Source organism: Zoogloea sp. GW822-FHT05C07 (assembly GCF_058800215.1).
In genome coordinates, this window is the sequence record NZ_CM179510.1 from 1,738,998 (window position 1) to 1,757,342 (window position 18,345).

Consider the following 18,345-nt stretch of genomic DNA (forward strand, 5'->3'; position numbering starts at 1 on the left):
CACGTCGCGCGTTACCCCAGGTCTCAGGCGCGCACCACCTTGACCGCACACTTCTTGAAGTCGGTCTGCTTGGAGATCGGGCAGGTGGCGTCGAGAGTGACCTTGTTAACCAGCTTGGACTCGTCGAAGAAGGGCACGAAGATCAGCCCCACCGGCGGCTTGTTGCGGCCCTTGGTTTCCAGGCGGGCGGTCATTTCACCGCGACGGGACTGGACCTTGACCACCATGCCGCGCTGCAGGCCACGCTTCTTGGCGTCGTCCGGGTGCATGAAGACCTGGGCTTCCGGCACGGCCTTGTGCAATTCGGGCACGCGCCGGGTCATCGTCCCGGTGTGCCAGTGTTCCAGCACGCGGCCGGTACACAGCCACATGTCGTAGTCGGCATCGGGCTTCTCGGGGGGATCCTGGTAGGGCAACGCGAAGATCACCGCCTTGCCGTCCTTCTGGCCGTAGAACTTGATGCCCTCGCCCGCCTTCACGTACGGGTCGTAGCCCTCGCGGTAGCGCCACAGGGTTTCCTTGCCGTCCACCACCGGCCAGCGCATGCCGCGGGCCTTGTGGTACATGTCGAAGGGCGCCAGGTCGTGGCCATGGCCACGGCCGAATAGCGCGTACTCCTCGAACAGGCCCTTCTGCACGTAGAAGCCGAAAGCCTCCGCTTCGTCATTGGTGTAGTTCTTGATGGCGTGCTCGTTCACCTTCTGCACGTCGCTCTTCGGGAACTTGTTCACCACCTTGTTGGCGTACAGCACGTCGTACAAGGTCTTGCCCTTGTACTCGGGCTTCTTGGCGAGCAACTCGGCCGGCCACACCTCTTCCACCTTGAAGCGCTTGGAAAACTCGAGGAACTGCCACAGGTCGGACTTGGCCTCGCCCGGCGCCTTGACCTGCTGACGCCACACCTGGGTGCGCCGCTCGGCGTTGCCGAAAGCGCCCTCCTTCTCGGTCCACATCGCCGCCGGCAGGATCAGGTCGGCAGCCATCGCCGACACGGTCGGGTACACATCGGACACCACCACGAAGGCCGCCGGATTACGCCAGCCCGGATAGATCTCCTGGTTGACGTTGGGGCCGGCCTGCATGTTGTTGTTGGTGCTGGTCCAGTAGACCTTGAGCTTGCCATCCTTCAGCGCACGGCTCTGGGCCACCGCGTGCAGGCCGATCTTGTCGGGGATGGTGCCTTCCGGCAGTTGCCAGATCTCCTCGGCGTGCTTGCGGTGCTCGGGGTTGGTGACCAGCATGTCGGCCGGCAGGCGGTGGGAGAAGGTGCCCACTTCCCGCGCGGTGCCGCAGGCGGAGGGCTGGCCGGTCAGCGAGAACGGGCCGGAGCCCGGCGTGGCGATCTTGCCCACCAGCAGGTGGACGTTGTAGATCATGTTGTTGGCCCAGGTGCCACGGGTGTGCTGGTTGAAACCCATGGTCCAGAAGCTGACGACCTTCTTCTTCGGGTCGGCGTACAGCTCGGCCAGCTTCAGCAGGCGCTCCTTCGGCACACCGGACAGCTTGGACGTGTAGTCCAGCGTGTAGGTGGACACGAACTTCTTGAAGTCCTCGAAGGTGATCGGCTTGGCGTCGTTGGGGTTGTTCTTCGGCTTGCCGTCGGCGCCGGGATAGCCGTTGAACTTGGCATCCTTCTCCAGCGGGTTGTTGGGACGCAGGCCGTAGCCGATGTCCGTTTCGCCCTGCTTGAAGTTCACGTGGGCCTTGACGAAGTCCTGGTTGACCTTGCCCGACTGGATGATGTGGTTGCAGATGTAGTTGAGGATCGCCAGGTCGGTCTGCGGCACGAAGACCATGCCGTTGTCGGCCAACTCGAAACTGCGGTGCTCGAAGGTGGACAGCACGTGCACCTGCACGTCGGTCTTGGTCAGGCGGCGGTCGGTGATGCGGGTCCACAGGATGGGATGCATCTCGGCCATGTTGGAGCCCCACAGCACAAAGGCGTCGGCCTGCTCGATGTCGTCGTAGCAGCCCATCGGTTCGTCCATACCGAAGGTGCGCATGAAGCCGGTCACCGCCGAGGCCATGCAGTGGCGGGCGTTGGGGTCGAGGTTGTTGGAGCGGAAGCCGGCCTTCATCAGCTTGGAGGCGGCGTAGCCCTCGAAGATCGTCCATTGGCCGGAGCCGAACATGCCGACGGCGCCCGGACCTTCGGCCTTCAGCGCGGCCTTCCACTTCTCGGCCATGATGTCGAAGGCCTGGTTCCAGCTGATCGGCGTGAATTCGCCGTCCTTGCTGTACTTGCCGTCCTTCATGCGCAGCAGCGGACGGGTCAGGCGGTCCTCGCCGTACATGATCTTGGACAGGAAGTAGCCCTTGATGCAGTTCAGGCCGCGGTTGACCGGTGCGTCCGGGTCGCCCTGGGTGGCCACCACGCGGCCGTTCTGCACGCCGACCAGCACCGAACAGCCGGTGCCGCAGAAGCGGCACGGCGCCTTGTCCCAGCGCACCGCGTTGGCGTTACCGGTGTCGGCCGGCGCCGGCGCGCCCTCCTTCTTGGCGGCAAGGGCGGGCAGGGAAACGCCGGCCGTGGCGGCGGCCGCGGCGATCGCCTGGGTCTTGATGAAGTCGCGTCGGTTGATGGTCATGATTGAGCCTCCTCGCAGGGGGAATTCGTTTCGGACTGTTGATTCGAAAGCTGGGGATCGTCGCGGTGTTCGTAGGCCAGCGTGGCGGCCAGCACCTGCGGGACCCGGTGAATGGCGATCAGGGTGTCCGACATGGCGGTGCCATCCGCGTCCTCGACGGTGACGATCAGCTTGCCGTCGTCGGACATGGCGTGGCACTCGACACCAGGAAAGGCGAGCAGCGCCGCTTCGGCGGCGGCACGGGCATGGGGATGGATGCGCAGGACGAGACTGGCGATGTTCATGACGGCTCCAGAACAGGATCGAGGGCGACGCGCACGATGGCCGTCGTGGGACAGGGCGCCAGGCAGGCGCCGCAGCCGGTGCAAACAGTGTTATCGACGTCGGGCAGCGGAACGCCGCCGATGCGCGGCCGGAAGCGGATCGCTGCGGCATCGCAGATCTCGCCGCACACCCGGCACTCCACGTTGCGGGCCGCCAGACAGCCTTCATCGATGCGGATGCCGCAGGCCCACGGGCTTTGCGCGGTGTCGCGGCTGATGGCGCCGGTGGAACAGGCCTGGGCGCAGTCGCCACAGAAGGTGCATGCCGCGGACGTGAAATCCGCCTCCGGATAGCCGCCGGCGCCGCGCTTCAGCAGACCGGTCGGGCAAACCGGCAGGCAGGCGTCGCAGCGCGAGCACGCTTCGAGGAAACGGTCTTCGGTGGTGCTCCAGGGCGGACGGAACGCAAACCCGCCGGGCGCCCTGACACCCAGAAAACGACGGCGGGAAACATCCATGGCAGGCTCGTGGTTTTTGTCAGACGGGGCGATCCTATGCCCCGCACCAGGAAGAAACCTTGATCTGTGCGAAGGAATTCAGCGTAGACGGTGCTTACAGCGGGATACGGTGCTCCGCGGCACATGCCATGAGCACGGCCAATGCACGATCACTGTCGAAATCCGCCACCGCACCGGCGAAGGATTCGAAGCGCTCGCCCATGGCAGCCTGTAACAGCGGCCGCTGGGCGTCGAGCAGTTGCCCGCTGGCAAAATCATCGGCAGCCAGCAATTCGGCCAGGCGGCCGAATACGGCAGCCACGGCGCCGGCATCCACGGGCGGCTCGGCAACCGGCGGCGCAGACGGGGACAGTACCGCGGCAATCGCCCCGACGAGGGCTGCCAGCCCGGCTGCCACCTCGGCCTGCAGCGGCGCCAGCGCAGGCGCAGCATCCTGCCGGCGCAGAGCATGCTCCAGGTCGGCGGCGCGGGTGCTCAGTTCATGGGCGCCAATCTGCGCGGCGACGCCCTTCAGGGTATGGGCGAGGCGGGTCGCCGTCTCCCCGTCGCCGGCCTGCTGCGCCTCCTGCAGGCGCCCGGCAAAATCCTGTTGCCCCTTCACGAACTTGTCGAGCTGCGACAGGTAGAGCGCCTCCCGCCCGAGGGCGTGGTGCAGGCCGGCCACCATGTCCAGGCCGGGAATCTCCCGCAACGGCCCGGGCGCTCCGGCCGTCCCCTGCACGGCCCCGGTGCCTGGCACGGTGATCCAGCGCATCAGCGTCGCCCACAAGGCTTCCGGGTCGATGGGCTTGGCCACGTGGTCGTTCATGCCGGCCGCCAGGCAGCGCTCCCGGTCGCCGGCCATCGCGTTGGCGGTCATCGCCACGATGGGCAGCCTTGCGCAGGCGGGCAAGCGGCGGATCTCGCGGGTGGCGGTCAGGCCGTCCATCACCGGCATCTGCACGTCCATCAGGATCAGGTCGTAGTGGCCGCCGGACGCCTTGTCGATGGCCACCTGGCCGTTGTCGGCCACGTCCACCTGCAGGCCGACCTGCTGCAGCATCTCGCTGGCCACCTCCTGGTTGAGCTCGTTGTCCTCCACCAGCAGTACGCGGGCGCCGCGCAGCGGGCCGGGCGCAGGCAGGACGTCCGTCGCCGGTGCCGGCCGCGGGCGCAGGCCACCATCGCTACCCAGCGTGCGCATCACCGTGTCGAACAGCAGGGACGCCCCGACCGGCTTGATCAGCACGTCGCGGATGCCCGCCTCCTCGGCGGCCTTCATCAGCTCGTCGCGCCCATAGGCCGTCACCATCACCAGGCGCGGCGGCGAGCTCAGGGACAGGCGACGGATCTCGCCGGCCGTGGCGATGCCATCCATGCCGGGCATCTGCCAGTCGAGAAAGGCCACTTCATACGGATGCCCTGCCGCCGCCGCCCGCCCCAGCTCGGCCAGCGCCGCCGGCCCCGAATCCACGGCCTGCACCGCGAAGGCCATCCGCCGCAGCATCTCGCCGATCACGTCACGGGCATTGGCATTGTCATCCACCACCAGCATGCGCCGGCCGCGCAGGTCTGCACCTGGCAGCAACCGGCGCACCACCGCCGTGCTGCGGCCCAGGAGCGCCGTGAACCAAAACGTGGAGCCCACCTCCGGCGTGCTGTCCACGCCCACCTCGCCGCCCATCAGTTCGGCCAAGCGCTTGCTGATCACCAGGCCCAGGCCGGTGCCGCCGTATTTGCGGGTGGTGGACGAGTCGGCCTGCTCGAAGCTGCGGAACAGACGGGCACGCTGCTCGCTGCTGAGCCCGATGCCGGTGTCGCGGACCTCGAAGCGCAGCAGCACGCCGTCGCCCACCGCCTCGACGACCCGCACGCGGATCGCCACCTCGCCCTTCTCGGTGAACTTCACCGCGTTGTTGGCGTAGTTGACGAGGATCTGGCCGAGGCGCAGCGGGTCGCCGACCAGGCTGCCCGGCACGTCGTCGGCCACATCGACAATCAGCTCGAGCCCCTTGGTGACGATCTTGTCGGCGATCAGACTGGTGACGTTGTCGAGGACCCGTTCCAGCTCGAAATCAGTGCGCTCGATGACCAGCTTGCCGGCCTCGATCTTGGAGATGTCGAGGATGTCGTTGATGATGCCCAGCAGATGCTGGCTGGAGCCCTGGATCTTTTCCAGGTAGTCGCGCTGGCGCGGCGTCAGCTCGGAGCGCAGCGTCAGGTAGGCCATGCCGACGATGGCGTTCATCGGCGTGCGGATCTCGTGGCTCATGTTGGCCAGGAAGTCGGACTTCATGCGGGCCGCCTCCTCGGCCATCGCGGTGGCCTGCCGCATGGCGTCGATGGCGTCCCGCTCGGCGCTGATGTCGTCGATGATCCACACCGAGCCGCGGGCATGATCGTTCACATCGACGGCACGGGCGGTGAGCCGTGCCCAGAACAGGCTGCCGTCACGGCGCATCAGCTGTTGTTCGCGGCTGTGGGTCTCGCCTCGCCAGATCTGCGCGTAGGGCTCGCCGCCGATCTGCCAGGCCGCGTCGTCGGCGTACCAGATGCGCGTCGGGCGGCCCAGCATGGCGCCCGGCGGCCAGCCGAACATGTCGTGCAACTGGCGGTTGCCGCGCTGCAGCGTGCGATCGACGATCAGCGCCATGCCCGATGTCGCCGCGTCGAAGATCGCCTGCTGCTCGGCATAGGCGAGGCGCAGCTTGTCGGCCGCCTCCCGCTCGGCAGTGATGTCCTCGAAGATGCCGACCACACCCCGCGCCGGATCCCCGCCATCGACCGCATGTGCCGCCATGCGCACCCAGAAGCGCGTGCCGTCCTTGCGCACCGCCTGCTGCTCCCAGGTGCGCGTGCTGCCATGCCAGAGAACCTCGTAGACCGCCTTGCCGACCTGCTCGTAAGCCGCATCGTCCGGATACCAGATGCGGCTCGACTGGCCGACCTGCTCGCCCGGCGCATAGCCGAACATCTCGTCGAGACGCCGGTTTCCACGCACGATGTGGCGCTCGCGGGTCAGCACGATGCCAATACTGGCCGACTCGAACAGCGCCTGCTGCTCGGCCATCGCCGCCGCCAGGTCGGCGGTGCGGCGAGCTACCTCGTCCTCCAGGCGATCCCGCGCCGCCTCGCTTTCGTGGCGCGCCAGCCGCACTTCATCGAGGGCCCGGCGCAGCTCCTCGGTACGGGCATCGACGCGCCCACTGAGCTGGCGGCTCCATACCACCAGGGCCAGCACCATCAGGGCCAGCGCGACGAAGCCATAACCGGCGTAGCGCAGGTAGGGCAGCGCCGACGGCTCCAGCAGCGCGCCGAACCACTTCTCGTTGATGAGCCCCAGATCCTCTTCCGGGATGGCCGCGAAACCACTGGCGATGAAGCGCTGCAAGGCCTCGTCGTCACGCCGAACTGCCCAGTACAAATGCTGCACGTACATCGGCGCGGTATGCCGGAAATCGTCGGCGATGCCGAACTGGTGCAGTAGATACGCCGCCGGCCGCTCATCCATGCAGAACACCCGCAGCTGCCCCTCCGCCACACTGCCGACCAGGGCCGCAAAGCTGCGGTAGCGGCGCACGTTGGTGGAGCCCTCCACGGCAAGCCGCTCGACACAGGCGTCGCCCTCCTTCACGCCGACCACGAAGCCACGGCTGGAGCCCGCGTCGACAATGCCCGACAAGTCCTGCTGGAAGAACAGCATGGTGTCGAGGCGGGCATAGGGGGCGGAGAACAGGTAGCGCCCATCCCTTTCGGGGGAGCGGACGATGGTGTCGATGACGTCCGCCGTACCGGCCCCCATGGCCTCCTCTGTCTTCGCACCGTCCATGCCCAGCAGGCGGACCGTCACGCCGGTCCGGGCCTGCCAGGCCCGCCAGCGATCCGGCACGATGCCCTGCAGTACCCCGCTTGCGTCGCGCAGCGTATAGGGCGGGAAGTTGTCGTCGAGCGCCACGGTGATCGACGTGCGCGGCGGCCGGCCGTCGTCCGCAGCAAGCACCCCGGCGCCGAGACAGACCCCGGCGAGCAGGACGGGCAGACGACTCAGGAGACGGGCGGGCATGCGTTCAGTCCATGACCGACACTTCGTCCAGCGCCGTGCGCAGGGTCGTCAGCGCATGGTCGAAATCGAAATCGGCGATCTGCCGCTCCAGCGTTGCGGCATGCGCGCCGAAGGCCGCCGCAAACAGGGCCCGATGCTCGCCGAAAAGGGACGTGCCGGCCAGGTCATATTCGGCCAGCAAGGCCAAGAGGCGTGCCGACACCTGCCGCAGCAGCGGCCAGTCCACCTGCGCGGGCGCTGGCGACGGCGCCACCGCGGCCGGCAGCACGTCCTTCAGGGCTTGGCACAGCGCAACGAAATCGGCTTCGAGGGCAGCCGCCTGCACCACCAGCTCGCCGCTGGGCACGCCGCCGCCGTCGCGCAGGGCTCCCTCGAGGGCCAGCGCAGCGACCTGCAGGCGGGGGATGCCGAGGGTTGCGGCCAGCCCCTTGAGGGTATGGGCATGGCGATGAGCCGTCTTCACATCCCCGGCCACCAGCGCCCGTTTCAGTTCGGCCGGCACCTCGCTGGTCACGAAGCTTCCGAGCAGGCGCACATAGGCATCGACGCGGCCACGGGTGGCACGCAGGCCGACAGTCAGGTCGAGGCCGTCGACCGCCGCCAGGCGGGCGCGCCGGGGATCGTCTGCGGACGCGTCTGGCAGTGGCCTGGCGGCATGTCCGCCCGCCCCTTCGGGCAACCACTGCAGCAGCGTCCGGTAAAGGGTTTCAGGCACCACCGGCTTGGCGATGTGGTCGTTCATGCCCGCCACCAGGCAGCGCTCCCGGTCCTCGTCGAAGGCATTGGCGGTCATCGCCAGGATGGGCGTCATGCCGTGGCCCGGCAGGGCCCGGATCAGCCGCGTGGCGGCGAGGCCGTCCATCACCGGCATGTGGATGTCCATCAGGATCACGTCGTAGGTCGCGCCGCGCGCCTGCTCCACCGCCCGCAGCCCGTCGCCAGCTACCTCGACCTGCAGGCCGACGCCTTCCAGCAGCGCCAGCGCCACCTCGCGGTTGATCGGGTTGTCCTCGACCAGCAGGATGCGCCCACCGTGGCGCTGGAGCAGGCGGCACTCGGCAGCGCCGGCCGGTGCGCGTTCCGGCTCGACGGCCCGCGCCGGCGGCGATGCCTGCAGGCGCCCCTGCCCCGTTTGCAGCGGCAGCTCGACCCAGAATGTACTGCCGCGCCCGAGCTCGCTGCCCACGCCGATGCGCCCGCCGAGGAGCTGGGTCAGACGCCGGGAAATCGCCAGCCCCAGGCCGGTGCCGCCGTACTTGCGGGTCGTTGACGCATCCGCCTGCAGGAAGGGCTGGAACAGTTCGGCCTGCTGCCCGGCGGACAGGCCGATGCCGGTGTCGTGCACCTCGAAGCGCACCCACAGGCGCCCATCGTCCGTTGGTAGCAGGCGGGCGCGCAGGACGATCTCGCCGTGCTCGGTGAACTTGACCGCATTGCTGGCGAAGTTGAGCAGGATCTGCTGCAGGCGCAGGCCGTCCCCGCGCAGCAGCGGCGGCACATCCCGCAGGTCGGCGTGCACCGCGAGGCGCTTGGCCTCGGCCTTGTCGCGGATCAAGCTGATCACGTTGTCGATGACCCGCGCGACCTCGAAATCGACGGACTCCAGCTCGAGGCGGCCGGCCTCGATCTTGGACAGGTCGAGAATGTCGTTGATGATCCCCAGCAGATGATGGGCGGCACCGGAAATCTTGGACAGGCGGTCGATGTGGCGCGGCTCGTCGAGATCGCGCCGCAGCAGGTGGGTCAGGCCGATGATCGCGTTCATCGGCGTGCGGATCTCGTGACTCATGTTGGCCAGGAACTCGCTCTTGCTGCGGCTGGCCGCCTCCGCCGCCTCCATGGCGACGATCACTTCCGCGCTGCGTTCGGCCACCAGTTGCTCCAGGTGGGCGCGGTAGTGCTCCAGTTCCTCCGCGTTGCGCTTCTTCTCGGTGATGTCTTCCTTGATCGCCACGTAGTGGGTGATGCGGCCATCCGCCTGGCGCACCGGCGCGATGTTGGCCAGCTCCACGTATTCGCTGCCGTCCTTGCGCCGGTTTATAAGCTCGCCGCGCCAGGTATCCCCGTGCGCCAGAGCTTCCCACATGCTGTCGTAGGTCGACTTCGGGGTGAGCCCCGACTGCAGCATGTTGGGGTTCTGGCCGATGGCTTCCTGACGGGAGTAGCCCGTATTACGTGCAAAGGCCTCGTTCACATACTCGATGCTCGCCTCGAGGTTGGTGATCACGATGCTCTCGGGGCTCTGCTCGACGGCCATCACCAGCTTGTGGAGTTCGGCCTGGACCTCGCTCTGGGTGATCAACGCCTGCCGGAAGGCCAGCACTGCCCTTGCCAGGCGGCGCAGCACGCTGCGCGGATCAGCGCCCAGACGTTCCACCTCGGCAAGCTCCGACGGGTTCACCTGTCCAGCCGCCAGCCCTTGCAGCACGGCGCTCAAACCATGCAGGCGACGGGTGACCCAGTAGATGATGACGGCCCACAACCCCAACAGCACCAGCATCAGCCCACCGCCAAACAACGCGACGTGCCCGACCAGGGCAGTGACGCCCTGCGTCCGCAAAGCCTCGAAGAGCTGTCGATCGGCCTGCAGGCTGTACAGGGAGAACAAATTGAAACCAGCCGCCAGCATGGCGACCACCACCGCCGGCAAAAGGAACAACGGATAGGGCAGATGGCGCTTCATTAGTGGGCTCCGCCCACCTCCGGCTCGGGATCGGGATCGGCGAAACGTATGGCGATGTCGGCAAAGCGGTCGCTGCAGGCCAGGAAGGCATCCACCACATCTGGGTCGAAGTGGGTGCCACGCCCGCCGACGATGATCCGGGTGGTTTCTTCCAGCGTCATCGGCGGCTTGTAGATACGCCGGCTCATCAGCGCATCGAAGACGTCGGCCAGCGCCATCAGGCGCGCCGACACCGGGATTGCATCGCCGGCATGGCCCGCCGGATAGCCACTGCCGTCCCATTTCTCGTGGTGGCCCAGCGCGATCTCGCGGGCAATGCACAGGAAGGCGAAAGCCTCGCCGGCCTGGGCGGCGGAGGCCTCGTCGGCACTCTCGAGGGCCTGAGCCATGGCCTTGTCGATGGCGTCGGCGCCGATGGCCGGGTGGGCCTTCATGATCTCGAACTCGTCGGTGGTCAGCCGGCCACGCTTGAGCAGGATGCTGTCGGGAATACCGACCTTGCCGATGTCGTGCAGCGGCGCGGCCTTCACCACCATGCCCAGGCGGGCGCCGCCCAGCGCCGGATTGAAACGGGGGTGTTCCGCCAGGTGGCGGGCCAGCAGATCCACGTAGGTCTGGGTACGCACGATGTGCCGCCCGGTCTCGTTGTCGCGGGCCTCGCTGAGGCAGGCCAGCGCGCGCACGCTGAGCTCCTGCACGAGCAGGTTCTCGCTCATGCGCCGGCTGACTTCGCGCTCCAGCCATTCATTCTCGTTGGCCAGCCGGTCGCGGGCCTGCTTGAGTTCCAGGTGGGTGCGCACCCGCGCCAGCACGATGGCCGGGTTGATCGGCTTGGTGATGTAATCCACCGCCCCGAGGGCCAGGCCGTGCTCCTCATTCTCGGCGGCGTTCATGGCCGTCACGAAGATCACCGGGATGTTGCGCGTGGCCGGGTCGGCGTGCAGGTGCTCCATGACCTGGTAGCCATCCATGCCCGGCATCATCACGTCGAGCAGGATCAGGTCGGGGCGCGGCGCGAGCGCGGCCGCCCGCAGCGCCCGCTCGCCGGAGTTTGCGGCGCGCACCCGGTAATGGGGCTGCAACAACTCACCCAGTACGGCCAGATTCTGCGGCGTGTCGTCGACGATCAGGATCGTGTGCCGGGCAGCAAGGGCCTCGGGCTTGTCGCTACTCGCGTAAATGCTCATAAGGAAGTCTCCACCCCGGCGGCGCTGGGACGCGGGCAAGGGGCGCTGTGGTGGCGTGATGGAACACGCCCCGCAATCGCGCCTGTCATGGCCGAAGTGTATCCGCCCCGTTTCCGAATTACCGGTTCATTTTTTTTGTGCAAGGCTTAACGGCGGCGCGCCCTATGGCTTTAACCTCGCTGCCCCAGGTACACCGATGCCCGCTGCCCGGCGCCTCCAGCGACCTCTCGGGAACTTGATAAGCTCAGCAGAAATAATCAGCAGCGGAACCATTCGCCCCCCTTAGCACTCACAGAACGGGAGTGCTAATATTGCCGCGAAGGAGGTAGCCGTCGATGTCTCAAACCCTGTCGTTTCCCGTTCCGTCCGCGGTTGGCAGTCTGGACCAGTACATCCAGAGTGTGAATCGCATCCCGCTGCTGACCGAGAAGGAAGAGTCCGATCTCGCCCACAGCTTCCGGGAACACGAGAATCTGGAAGCGGCGCGCAAGCTGGTGCTGTCCCACCTGCGCCTGGTGGTCGCCATTGCGCGCGGTTATCTCGGCTACGGCCTGCCCCACGCCGACCTGATCCAGGAAGGCAACGTGGGCCTGATGAAGGCCGTCAAGCGTTTCGACCCGGACCGCGGCGTGCGCTTGGTGTCCTTCGCGATCCACTGGATCAAGGCCGAGATCCACGAATACATCGTCAAGAACTGGCGCCTGGTCAAGATCGCCACCACCAAGGCCCAGCGCAAGCTGTTCTTCAACCTGCGCAGCCTGAAGAGCAGCAGCAACACGCTGCAGGGCGCGGACGTGCTGGCGGTAGCCGATCAGCTGGGCGTCAAGCCGGAAGAAGTCCGCGAGATGGAAACCCGCCTGTCCGGCCAGGACGTGGCGCTGGAAAGCGGCCCTGACGACGAGGAAGAGCGCTTCGCGCCGATCGCCTACCTGGCTGACCCGCACGCCGAGCCCTCCGAAGTCATCGCCCAGCGTCAGGCCTCACGCCTGCAGGACGTGGGCCTGCACGAAGCGCTGGCCAACCTGGACGAGCGCAGCCGGACCATCGTGCAACGCCGCTGGCTGACCGAAGGCGATGCCGCCACGCTGCACGAACTGGCCGCCGAATACGGCGTGTCCGCCGAGCGCATCCGCCAGATCGAGGCCAAGGCCATGCAGAAGATGCGCAGCCACCTGGTTGCGCTGGCCTGACGGCCCGGCGCACGCGCCATCCCTGCCAAGGGCAGCCTGCGGGCTGCCCTTTTTCTTGCTACTTGCCGGCCAGCAGGCGCTTCAAGTCGGCAACGATCACCGCCGGCTTCTCGCCATGCTTGATGTACAAGCGCAGCCGGCCCTGCGGATCGTAGACATAAGTACCGGTCGAGTGATCCACCGTGTAGCGCCCGCCCTGCACATCGCCCTGCTTCTGGTAGAACACCTTGAAATCCCGCGCCACCGCCTGCGTCGTGGCAAGGTCGCCATACAGGCCGACGAAGCGCGGATCGAAGGCCGGCACGTATTGGGCCAGCAGTTCCTGCGTATCCCGCTCGGGGTCGATGGTCACGAAAAGCACCTGCACCTTGTCGGCATCCGGGCCCAGCTCACGCATCACCTGCGCCATGTTGAGCAGGTTGGTCGGGCACACGTCGGGGCACTGGGTGTAGCCGAAGAACAGGGTCACCACCTTGCCCTTGTAGTCGGCCAGGGTACGCAGCTGCCCGCGGTGATCCGTCAGGCGGAACCCGTTCGCGTAGTTCGCACCAGTGATGTCGGTACTGGCGAAACTCTCCCGCGCCCCGCTCTTACCCTCGGGCGAACAGGCTGTGAGCACGCAAAGTGCTGCCAAACCAGCAATGCCGCATCGCAACAACGCAAACATTTAAAAAATCCTTATGACCAGATTAACTGAGCTTTGAAAAAGTGCACTGCAAAACGGGAAGGCGATGCTACACTGCCGCCAGAATTTGATCTGCGTCAAAAAGACGCAGACGAGGCCTGGAGGAGACGCCATGGCTATAACAATGAAAGAGGCAGCGGGCGCGCGATCCTGGATCGCGCGCCCCAACTGCTCACTCACCCCCACACTGCGGCGCGGCGTGATCGCTCTGATCCTCGCCACCAGCTTCATCGTCAGCACGGGCTTCCTGTTGGCCGGTGCGTGGCTGGTGCTTCCCTTCGCCGGCCTCGAACTTCTCGTACTCTTCATCGTGCTGCGCGCCATCGATCGCCAGGCCGCCGATTACGAATCCATCCAGCTCGACGACGACAGCCTCATCGTCTCGACCCGCCAGTCTTCCGTTTCGTTCCGCCAGCGCTTCCACGCCGGCTGGGCCCGCGTCTCGCTCGAAGCCGCCGACGGCCCCGACCCACTACTGTACGTCCGCTCACACGGGCACACCGCCCGGGTGGGACGCCTGCTGACGGCGGATGAACGCAGGCTGCTTTTCTCGGATCTCTCCCGCCACCTCGCCAGACCTCATTAACCGCCGCGGGTCCGATCATCCCACGAAAAGAGAGGTAGAGACTTGAGCCCAACCGTCCCCCGCTCCCAGGCCAGACTCCTCGCTGCACTCGGCCTATTGTTCGTCTCCGGCTCAGCTCTCGCCGACTTTACGTGGAATTTCCCCAAGCCTGTCACCCCGATCGGGCGTGACACGCTGTCGATGCACAACCAGTTCATGGTCATCATCACGGTGCTGTTCGTGGTGGTGTTCTCGATCATGGTCTATTCCATGATCGCCCATCGCAAGAGCATCGGCGCCGAGCCGGCCCGCTTCAGCGGCCCGCGCGGCGCCCTGCAATGGTTCTGGGTACTGGTGCCCTTCGCAATCCTGCTGTTCATCGACTTCGTGCTGATGGGCATTCCGGCCTTCCACGCGGTGATCGACATGGAGGACACCCGCACCAAGGCCGACATGGTGCTCAAGGTGACCGGCATGCAGTGGAAGTGGCAGTACGAATACCCAGACTCCGGCATCAAGTACATCAGCACGCTGGCCACGCCCCGCGAGCAGATCGAGGGCAAGGAAACCAAGGGCGAGCACTACCTGCTGGAAGTGGACAACCCGGTGGTGCTGCCGGTCGGCAAGAAGGTACGCGTCCTGCTCACCTCCACCGACGTGATCCACACCTGGTGGGTACCCCAGTTCGGCGTGAAGCGGGACGCGATCCCCGGCTTCCTGCGGGAAACCTGGGTACGCATCGAGGAGCCCGGTATCTACCGCGGCCAGTGCGCCGAACTGTGCGGCAAGGACCACGGCTTCATGCCGGTGGTCGTCAAGGCTGTGCCGGAAGCCGAATACGTGGCCTGGGTGGACAAGAAGAAGACCGAACTGGCTGCCGCGGCCGCCAGTGGCGACCGCACCTGGACCCGCGACGAGCTGATGGCCCACGGCAAGGAGACCTACGACAAGATCTGCGCCGCCTGCCACCAGCCCACCGGCCAGGGCCTGCCGCCGGCCTTCCCGGCGCTGGCCGGCAGCAAGATCGTCAATGGTCCGCTGCTGTCGCCGGATGGCAAGCTGATCCCCGACAGCCACGTGGACCGGGTCATGAACGGCAAGGCCGGCACCGCGATGCAGGCCTTCAAGACCACCCTGTCCGACGCCGACATCGCCTCGGTCATTACCTACGAGCGCAACAGCTTCGGCAACACCAAGGGCGACATGATCCAGCCCGCCCAGATCAAGGCACTTCGCTGAGGAGTCCAGCATGAACACCGCGTCCCATGCCCTCGATCACCATGACGGGCACCATCCCACCGGCCTGCTGCGCTGGCTCACCACCACCAACCACAAGGACATCGGCACGATGTACCTGACCTTCTCCCTGCTGATGTTCTTCGTCGGCGGGGCGATGATCCTCGGGGTGCGCGCCGAACTGTTCCAGCCCGGCCTGCAGCTGATGAAGCCGGAGTTCTTCAACCAGCTGATCGGCGTGCATGCGCTGGTGATGATCTTCGCGGCGCTGATGCCGGCCGCCACCGGCTTCGCCAACTGGATGATCCCGCTGATGATAGGCGCGCCGGACATGGCGCTACCGCGCCTCAACAACTGGGGCTTCTGGCTGCTGCCGCCGGCCGCCCTGCTGCTGACGATGCCTTTCTTCCTGGCCCTGTTCGGCATCGGCGACGGCGCCGTCGCCACCGGCTGGACGCTCTACGCACCGCTGTCCGTACAGGGCGGCATCGGCGTGGATTTCGCGATCTTCTCGATCCACATCCTCGGCATCAGCTCGATCATGGGCTCGATCAACATCATCGCCACCATCCTCAACATGCGGGCCCCGGGCATGACGCTGATGAAGATGCCGCTGTTCTGCTGGGGCTGGCTGGTCACCGCGGTGCTGCTGATCATCACCCTGCCGGTGCTCGCCGGCGGCGTGACCATGCTGCTCACCGACCGCCACTTCGGCACCCATTTCTTCAATGCCGCCGGCGGTGGCGACCCGATCCTGTTCCAGCACCTGTTCTGGTTCTTCGGCCATCCGGAGGTGTACATCCTGCTGCTGCCGGTGTGGGGCCTGATGCCCCACGTGCTGTCCACCTTCACGCGCAAGCCGGTCTATGGCCATGACGCCCAGGTGTACTCCTTCATCGCCATCGGCGTGCTGGGCCTGATCGTGTGGGCCCACCACTTCCTCACCTCCGGCCTGCCGGTCCCGGCGCTGCTGTATTTCATGTACAGCACCATGTCGATCTCTCTGCCACTGGCGGTGCTGTTCTTCTGCTGGATCGCCACCATGTGGCGCGGCGCGATGAGCTTCGAGACGCCGATGCTGTTCGCCCTCGGCTTCATCGTGCTGTTCGGCATCGCCGGCTTGACCGGCCTGGTGCTGGCCGACGTGGCCGCCGACGCCCAGTACCACCACAGCTACTTCGTCGTGGCCCACTTCCACTACGCGCTGTTCGCCGGCGGCATCATGGGCGTGATGACCGGCGTGTACTACTGGTTGCCCAAATGGACCGGCCACATGTACAGCGAGAAGCTCGGCAAGCTGCACTTCTGGCTGACGGTGATCAGCTTCAACTTCACCTTCATGCCCCAGTTCTTCCTCGGCCTTGCCGGCATGCCGCGGCGTATTCCCGACTACGCATTGCAGTTCGCCGAATTCAATGCCATATCGACTGTAGGGGCCTTCGCGCTGGGCCTGTCCCAGCTGATCTTCGCCTACAACATCTGGCGCTGCGTGAAGGGTGGCAACAAGGCCACCGACCGGGTGTGGGAAGGCACCGCGGGGCTGGAATGGGAACTCAGCTCCCCGCCGCCCCACCACTCCTGGGAAACCCAGCCCGTCATCAAGACGAGCTGAACATGGAGGACCACATCATGCATCTCACTTCCGACGACCTGGCCCAACGCCGCCGTGCCTCGGCCCGCTTCGCGTGGACCCTCGGCGCCATCGCGCTGGGGCTGTACCTGATCGGCTTCCTGATCGAGCGCTGACGACGCCCATGCGCGAGGCCGCCCTCAATCCGCCGCCGCGCCGGCACGGCCGACTGGTCGTCCGTCTGCTGCTGATCGCGGCGGCCTTCTTCGCCTTCGGCTTCGCGCTGGTGCCCCTTTACGACACCCTGTGCCGGGCAGTCGGCTTCAACGGCAAGACGCTGAAGGACGCCATCGAGGCCAAGGACGTACCGCCGAGCGCGGTGAATTACGCCCGCAGCCTCGGCGTGCAATTCACCTCCACGCTGATGCCCGGCCTGCCGTGGGAGATCCGCCCCCTCGAGCCGTCCATCGAGCTCCACCCCGGCGAACTGCGCACCACCCGCTTCCTGGTCCGCAACCTGTCCGACAAGACCATCGTCGGCCAGGCCGTGCCCAGCGTGTCGCCAACCGTGGCAGCCCGCCATTTCCGCAAGCTCGACTGCTTCTGCTTCAAGCAACAGACCCTCGCCCCCGGCGAGAGCCGCGAGATGGCCCTGACCTTCGTCATCGACGGCGACATCGGCGAGGAAGTCAGCGAACTCACGCTGGCCTACGCCTTCTTCCCGGCACCGAATCCTAACTAGGGAGTCCGCCTTGAACGCCTCGCACGCCAACTCCGCCGCGCCCCACACCGGCCACTACTATGTGCCGCAGCCGACCCTCTACCCGGTCTTCCTGTCCGGCGGCATGTTCCTGCTGGCGCTGGGCTTCATCCTGCTGATGAACAAGTTCGCGCCGGGACCCTGGGTGATGGCTGGAGGTTCGGCGGTGATCATCTTCGTGCTGTTCAAGTGGTTCGGCGCGGTGATCACCGAAAATCAGCGCGGCGCCTACACCGACTGGGAGGACAAGTCCTTCCGCCAGGGGATGGTGTGGTTCATCGGCTCGGAGGTGATGTTCTTCGCGGCCTTCTTCGGCGCGCTGTTCTACTGCCGCAACATCTCAGTGCCGGCCCTCGCCCACATGGACCCGGCCTTCACGCTGTACAAGGACTTCACCGCCGCCTGGCCGACTGCCGGCCCGAAGGGCGCCCCCTTCACGCCGATGGGCGCGTGGGGCATCCCGGCGATCAACACCGCGCTGCTGCTGAGCTCCGGCGTCACGCTGACCTTTGCCCACTGGGGGCTGATGAAGGGCTCCCGCAGCCAGCTCAACCTGGGCCTGATCCTCACCGTGCTGCTGGGCGTGATCTTCCTCTGCTTTCAGGCCTACGAATACCACCATGCCTACACCGAAATGGGCCTGACGATGGGCGCCGGCGTGTATGGCGCCACGTTTTTCATGCTGACCGGCTTCCACGGTTTCCACGTGACGCTCGGCGCGATCATGCTGGCCGTCGTCACCGGCCGCTGTCTCGCCGGACACTTCGACGCCAAGCGCCACTTCGCCTTCGAGGCGGTGGCCTGGTACTGGCACTTCGTGGATGTGGTGTGGCTGCTGCTGTTCGTCGTGGTCTATTGGCTCTAGCGCCCCGCGGCGCCGAAATGCCAGGCCAGCAGCAAGCCGAGAAAGAGCACAAGGGAGAGGGAGACGCGCAAGGTGAGCGCCCGCACAACCCGGTCGCCGTTACCCCTGTCGCGATAAAGGAAGAACAGGCCCGAAAAAAGGCTGCCGACCACCAGCAACAGCATGAACACCACGGCCAACTTGAATGCCACAG

Annotated in this window: 14 protein-coding genes; 6 read left to right on the plus strand and 8 right to left on the minus strand. The window is 66.4% G+C overall.

The window, feature by feature from the left end; translation table 11 throughout:
* Window positions 1–23: 23 nt before the first annotated feature.
* The 6 genes from napA to AC3QL2_RS08315 all read right to left on the minus strand — a co-directional run bounded on the left by napA (window position 24) and on the right by AC3QL2_RS08315 (window position 11,281).
* A complete protein-coding gene (gene napA / locus AC3QL2_RS08290) occupies window positions 24–2,588 on the minus strand; it encodes a nitrate reductase catalytic subunit NapA (RefSeq protein ID WP_493234670.1) in 2,565 nt (854 codons plus the stop codon).
* Window positions 2,585–2,872: a chaperone NapD gene (locus AC3QL2_RS08295; protein WP_493234669.1), complete on the minus strand. Its 288-nt coding sequence runs from the start codon at window positions 2,870–2,872 to the stop codon at window positions 2,585–2,587. Before AC3QL2_RS08295 ends, napA begins: the two co-directional genes overlap by 4 nt.
* Window positions 2,869–3,369 (minus strand): ferredoxin-type protein NapF, encoded by a 501-nt coding sequence (napF, locus tag AC3QL2_RS08300; RefSeq protein WP_493234667.1) that lies wholly within the window; start codon window positions 3,367–3,369, stop codon window positions 2,869–2,871. The genes AC3QL2_RS08295 and napF overlap by 4 nt, the downstream gene beginning before the upstream one ends.
* A gap of 94 nt (window positions 3,370–3,463) precedes the next feature.
* Window positions 3,464–7,411: a response regulator gene (locus tag AC3QL2_RS08305; protein ID WP_493234666.1), complete on the minus strand. Its 3,948-nt coding sequence runs from the start codon at window positions 7,409–7,411 to the stop codon at window positions 3,464–3,466.
* A 4-nt stretch (window positions 7,412–7,415) separates the two neighbouring features.
* The gene (locus AC3QL2_RS08310) at window positions 7,416–10,094 is read right to left on the minus strand and encodes a hybrid sensor histidine kinase/response regulator (protein ID WP_493234665.1); all 2,679 of its coding nucleotides are present in this window, start codon (window positions 10,092–10,094) and stop codon (window positions 7,416–7,418) included.
* Window positions 10,094–11,281: a response regulator gene (locus AC3QL2_RS08315; protein ID WP_493234664.1), complete on the minus strand. Its 1,188-nt coding sequence runs from the start codon at window positions 11,279–11,281 to the stop codon at window positions 10,094–10,096. The genes AC3QL2_RS08310 and AC3QL2_RS08315 overlap by 1 nt, the downstream gene beginning before the upstream one ends.
* Window positions 11,282–11,616: 335 nt before the next feature.
* On the opposite strand from AC3QL2_RS08315, the gene rpoH reads away from it, so the two are divergent.
* On the plus strand, window positions 11,617–12,471 hold the full coding sequence (gene rpoH / locus AC3QL2_RS08320; RefSeq protein WP_493234662.1) for an RNA polymerase sigma factor RpoH: 855 nt from the start codon (window positions 11,617–11,619) through the stop codon (window positions 12,469–12,471).
* Between the two features lie 58 nt (window positions 12,472–12,529).
* Here the strand turns inward: rpoH and AC3QL2_RS08325 are convergent, their stop codons facing one another.
* Window positions 12,530–13,138, minus strand: a complete 609-nt coding sequence (locus AC3QL2_RS08325; protein ID WP_493234660.1) for an SCO family protein — start codon at window positions 13,136–13,138, stop codon at window positions 12,530–12,532.
* Between the two features lie 130 nt (window positions 13,139–13,268).
* Between AC3QL2_RS08325 and AC3QL2_RS08330 the strand changes: the two genes are divergently transcribed.
* The 5 genes from AC3QL2_RS08330 to AC3QL2_RS08350 all read left to right on the plus strand — a co-directional run bounded on the left by AC3QL2_RS08330 (window position 13,269) and on the right by AC3QL2_RS08350 (window position 18,152).
* Window positions 13,269–13,742, plus strand: a complete 474-nt coding sequence (locus tag AC3QL2_RS08330) for a DUF2244 domain-containing protein (protein WP_493234659.1) — start codon at window positions 13,269–13,271, stop codon at window positions 13,740–13,742.
* 42 nt (window positions 13,743–13,784) lie between these two features.
* Window positions 13,785–14,960 carry a cytochrome c oxidase subunit II gene (gene coxB, locus AC3QL2_RS08335; RefSeq protein WP_493234657.1) on the plus strand — a complete coding sequence of 392 codons (1,176 nt, stop codon included), beginning with the start codon at window positions 13,785–13,787 and terminating at the stop codon, window positions 14,958–14,960.
* Window positions 14,961–14,970: 10 nt separating this feature from the next.
* Window positions 14,971–16,569, plus strand: a complete 1,599-nt coding sequence (gene ctaD, locus AC3QL2_RS08340; RefSeq protein ID WP_493234656.1) for a cytochrome c oxidase subunit I — start codon at window positions 14,971–14,973, stop codon at window positions 16,567–16,569.
* Window positions 16,570–16,711: 142 nt separating this feature from the next.
* Window positions 16,712–17,269 (plus strand): cytochrome c oxidase assembly protein, encoded by a 558-nt coding sequence (locus AC3QL2_RS08345; RefSeq protein WP_493234655.1) that lies wholly within the window; start codon window positions 16,712–16,714, stop codon window positions 17,267–17,269.
* A gap of 10 nt (window positions 17,270–17,279) precedes the next feature.
* The gene (locus tag AC3QL2_RS08350) at window positions 17,280–18,152 is read left to right on the plus strand and encodes a cytochrome c oxidase subunit 3 (protein WP_493234654.1); all 873 of its coding nucleotides are present in this window, start codon (window positions 17,280–17,282) and stop codon (window positions 18,150–18,152) included.
* Here AC3QL2_RS08350 and AC3QL2_RS08355 read toward each other — a convergent pair.
* Window positions 18,149–18,343, minus strand: a complete 195-nt coding sequence (locus AC3QL2_RS08355) for a twin transmembrane helix small protein (RefSeq protein WP_493234653.1) — start codon at window positions 18,341–18,343, stop codon at window positions 18,149–18,151. The genes AC3QL2_RS08350 and AC3QL2_RS08355 overlap by 4 nt on opposite strands.
* Window positions 18,344–18,345: the final 2 nt, after the last annotated feature.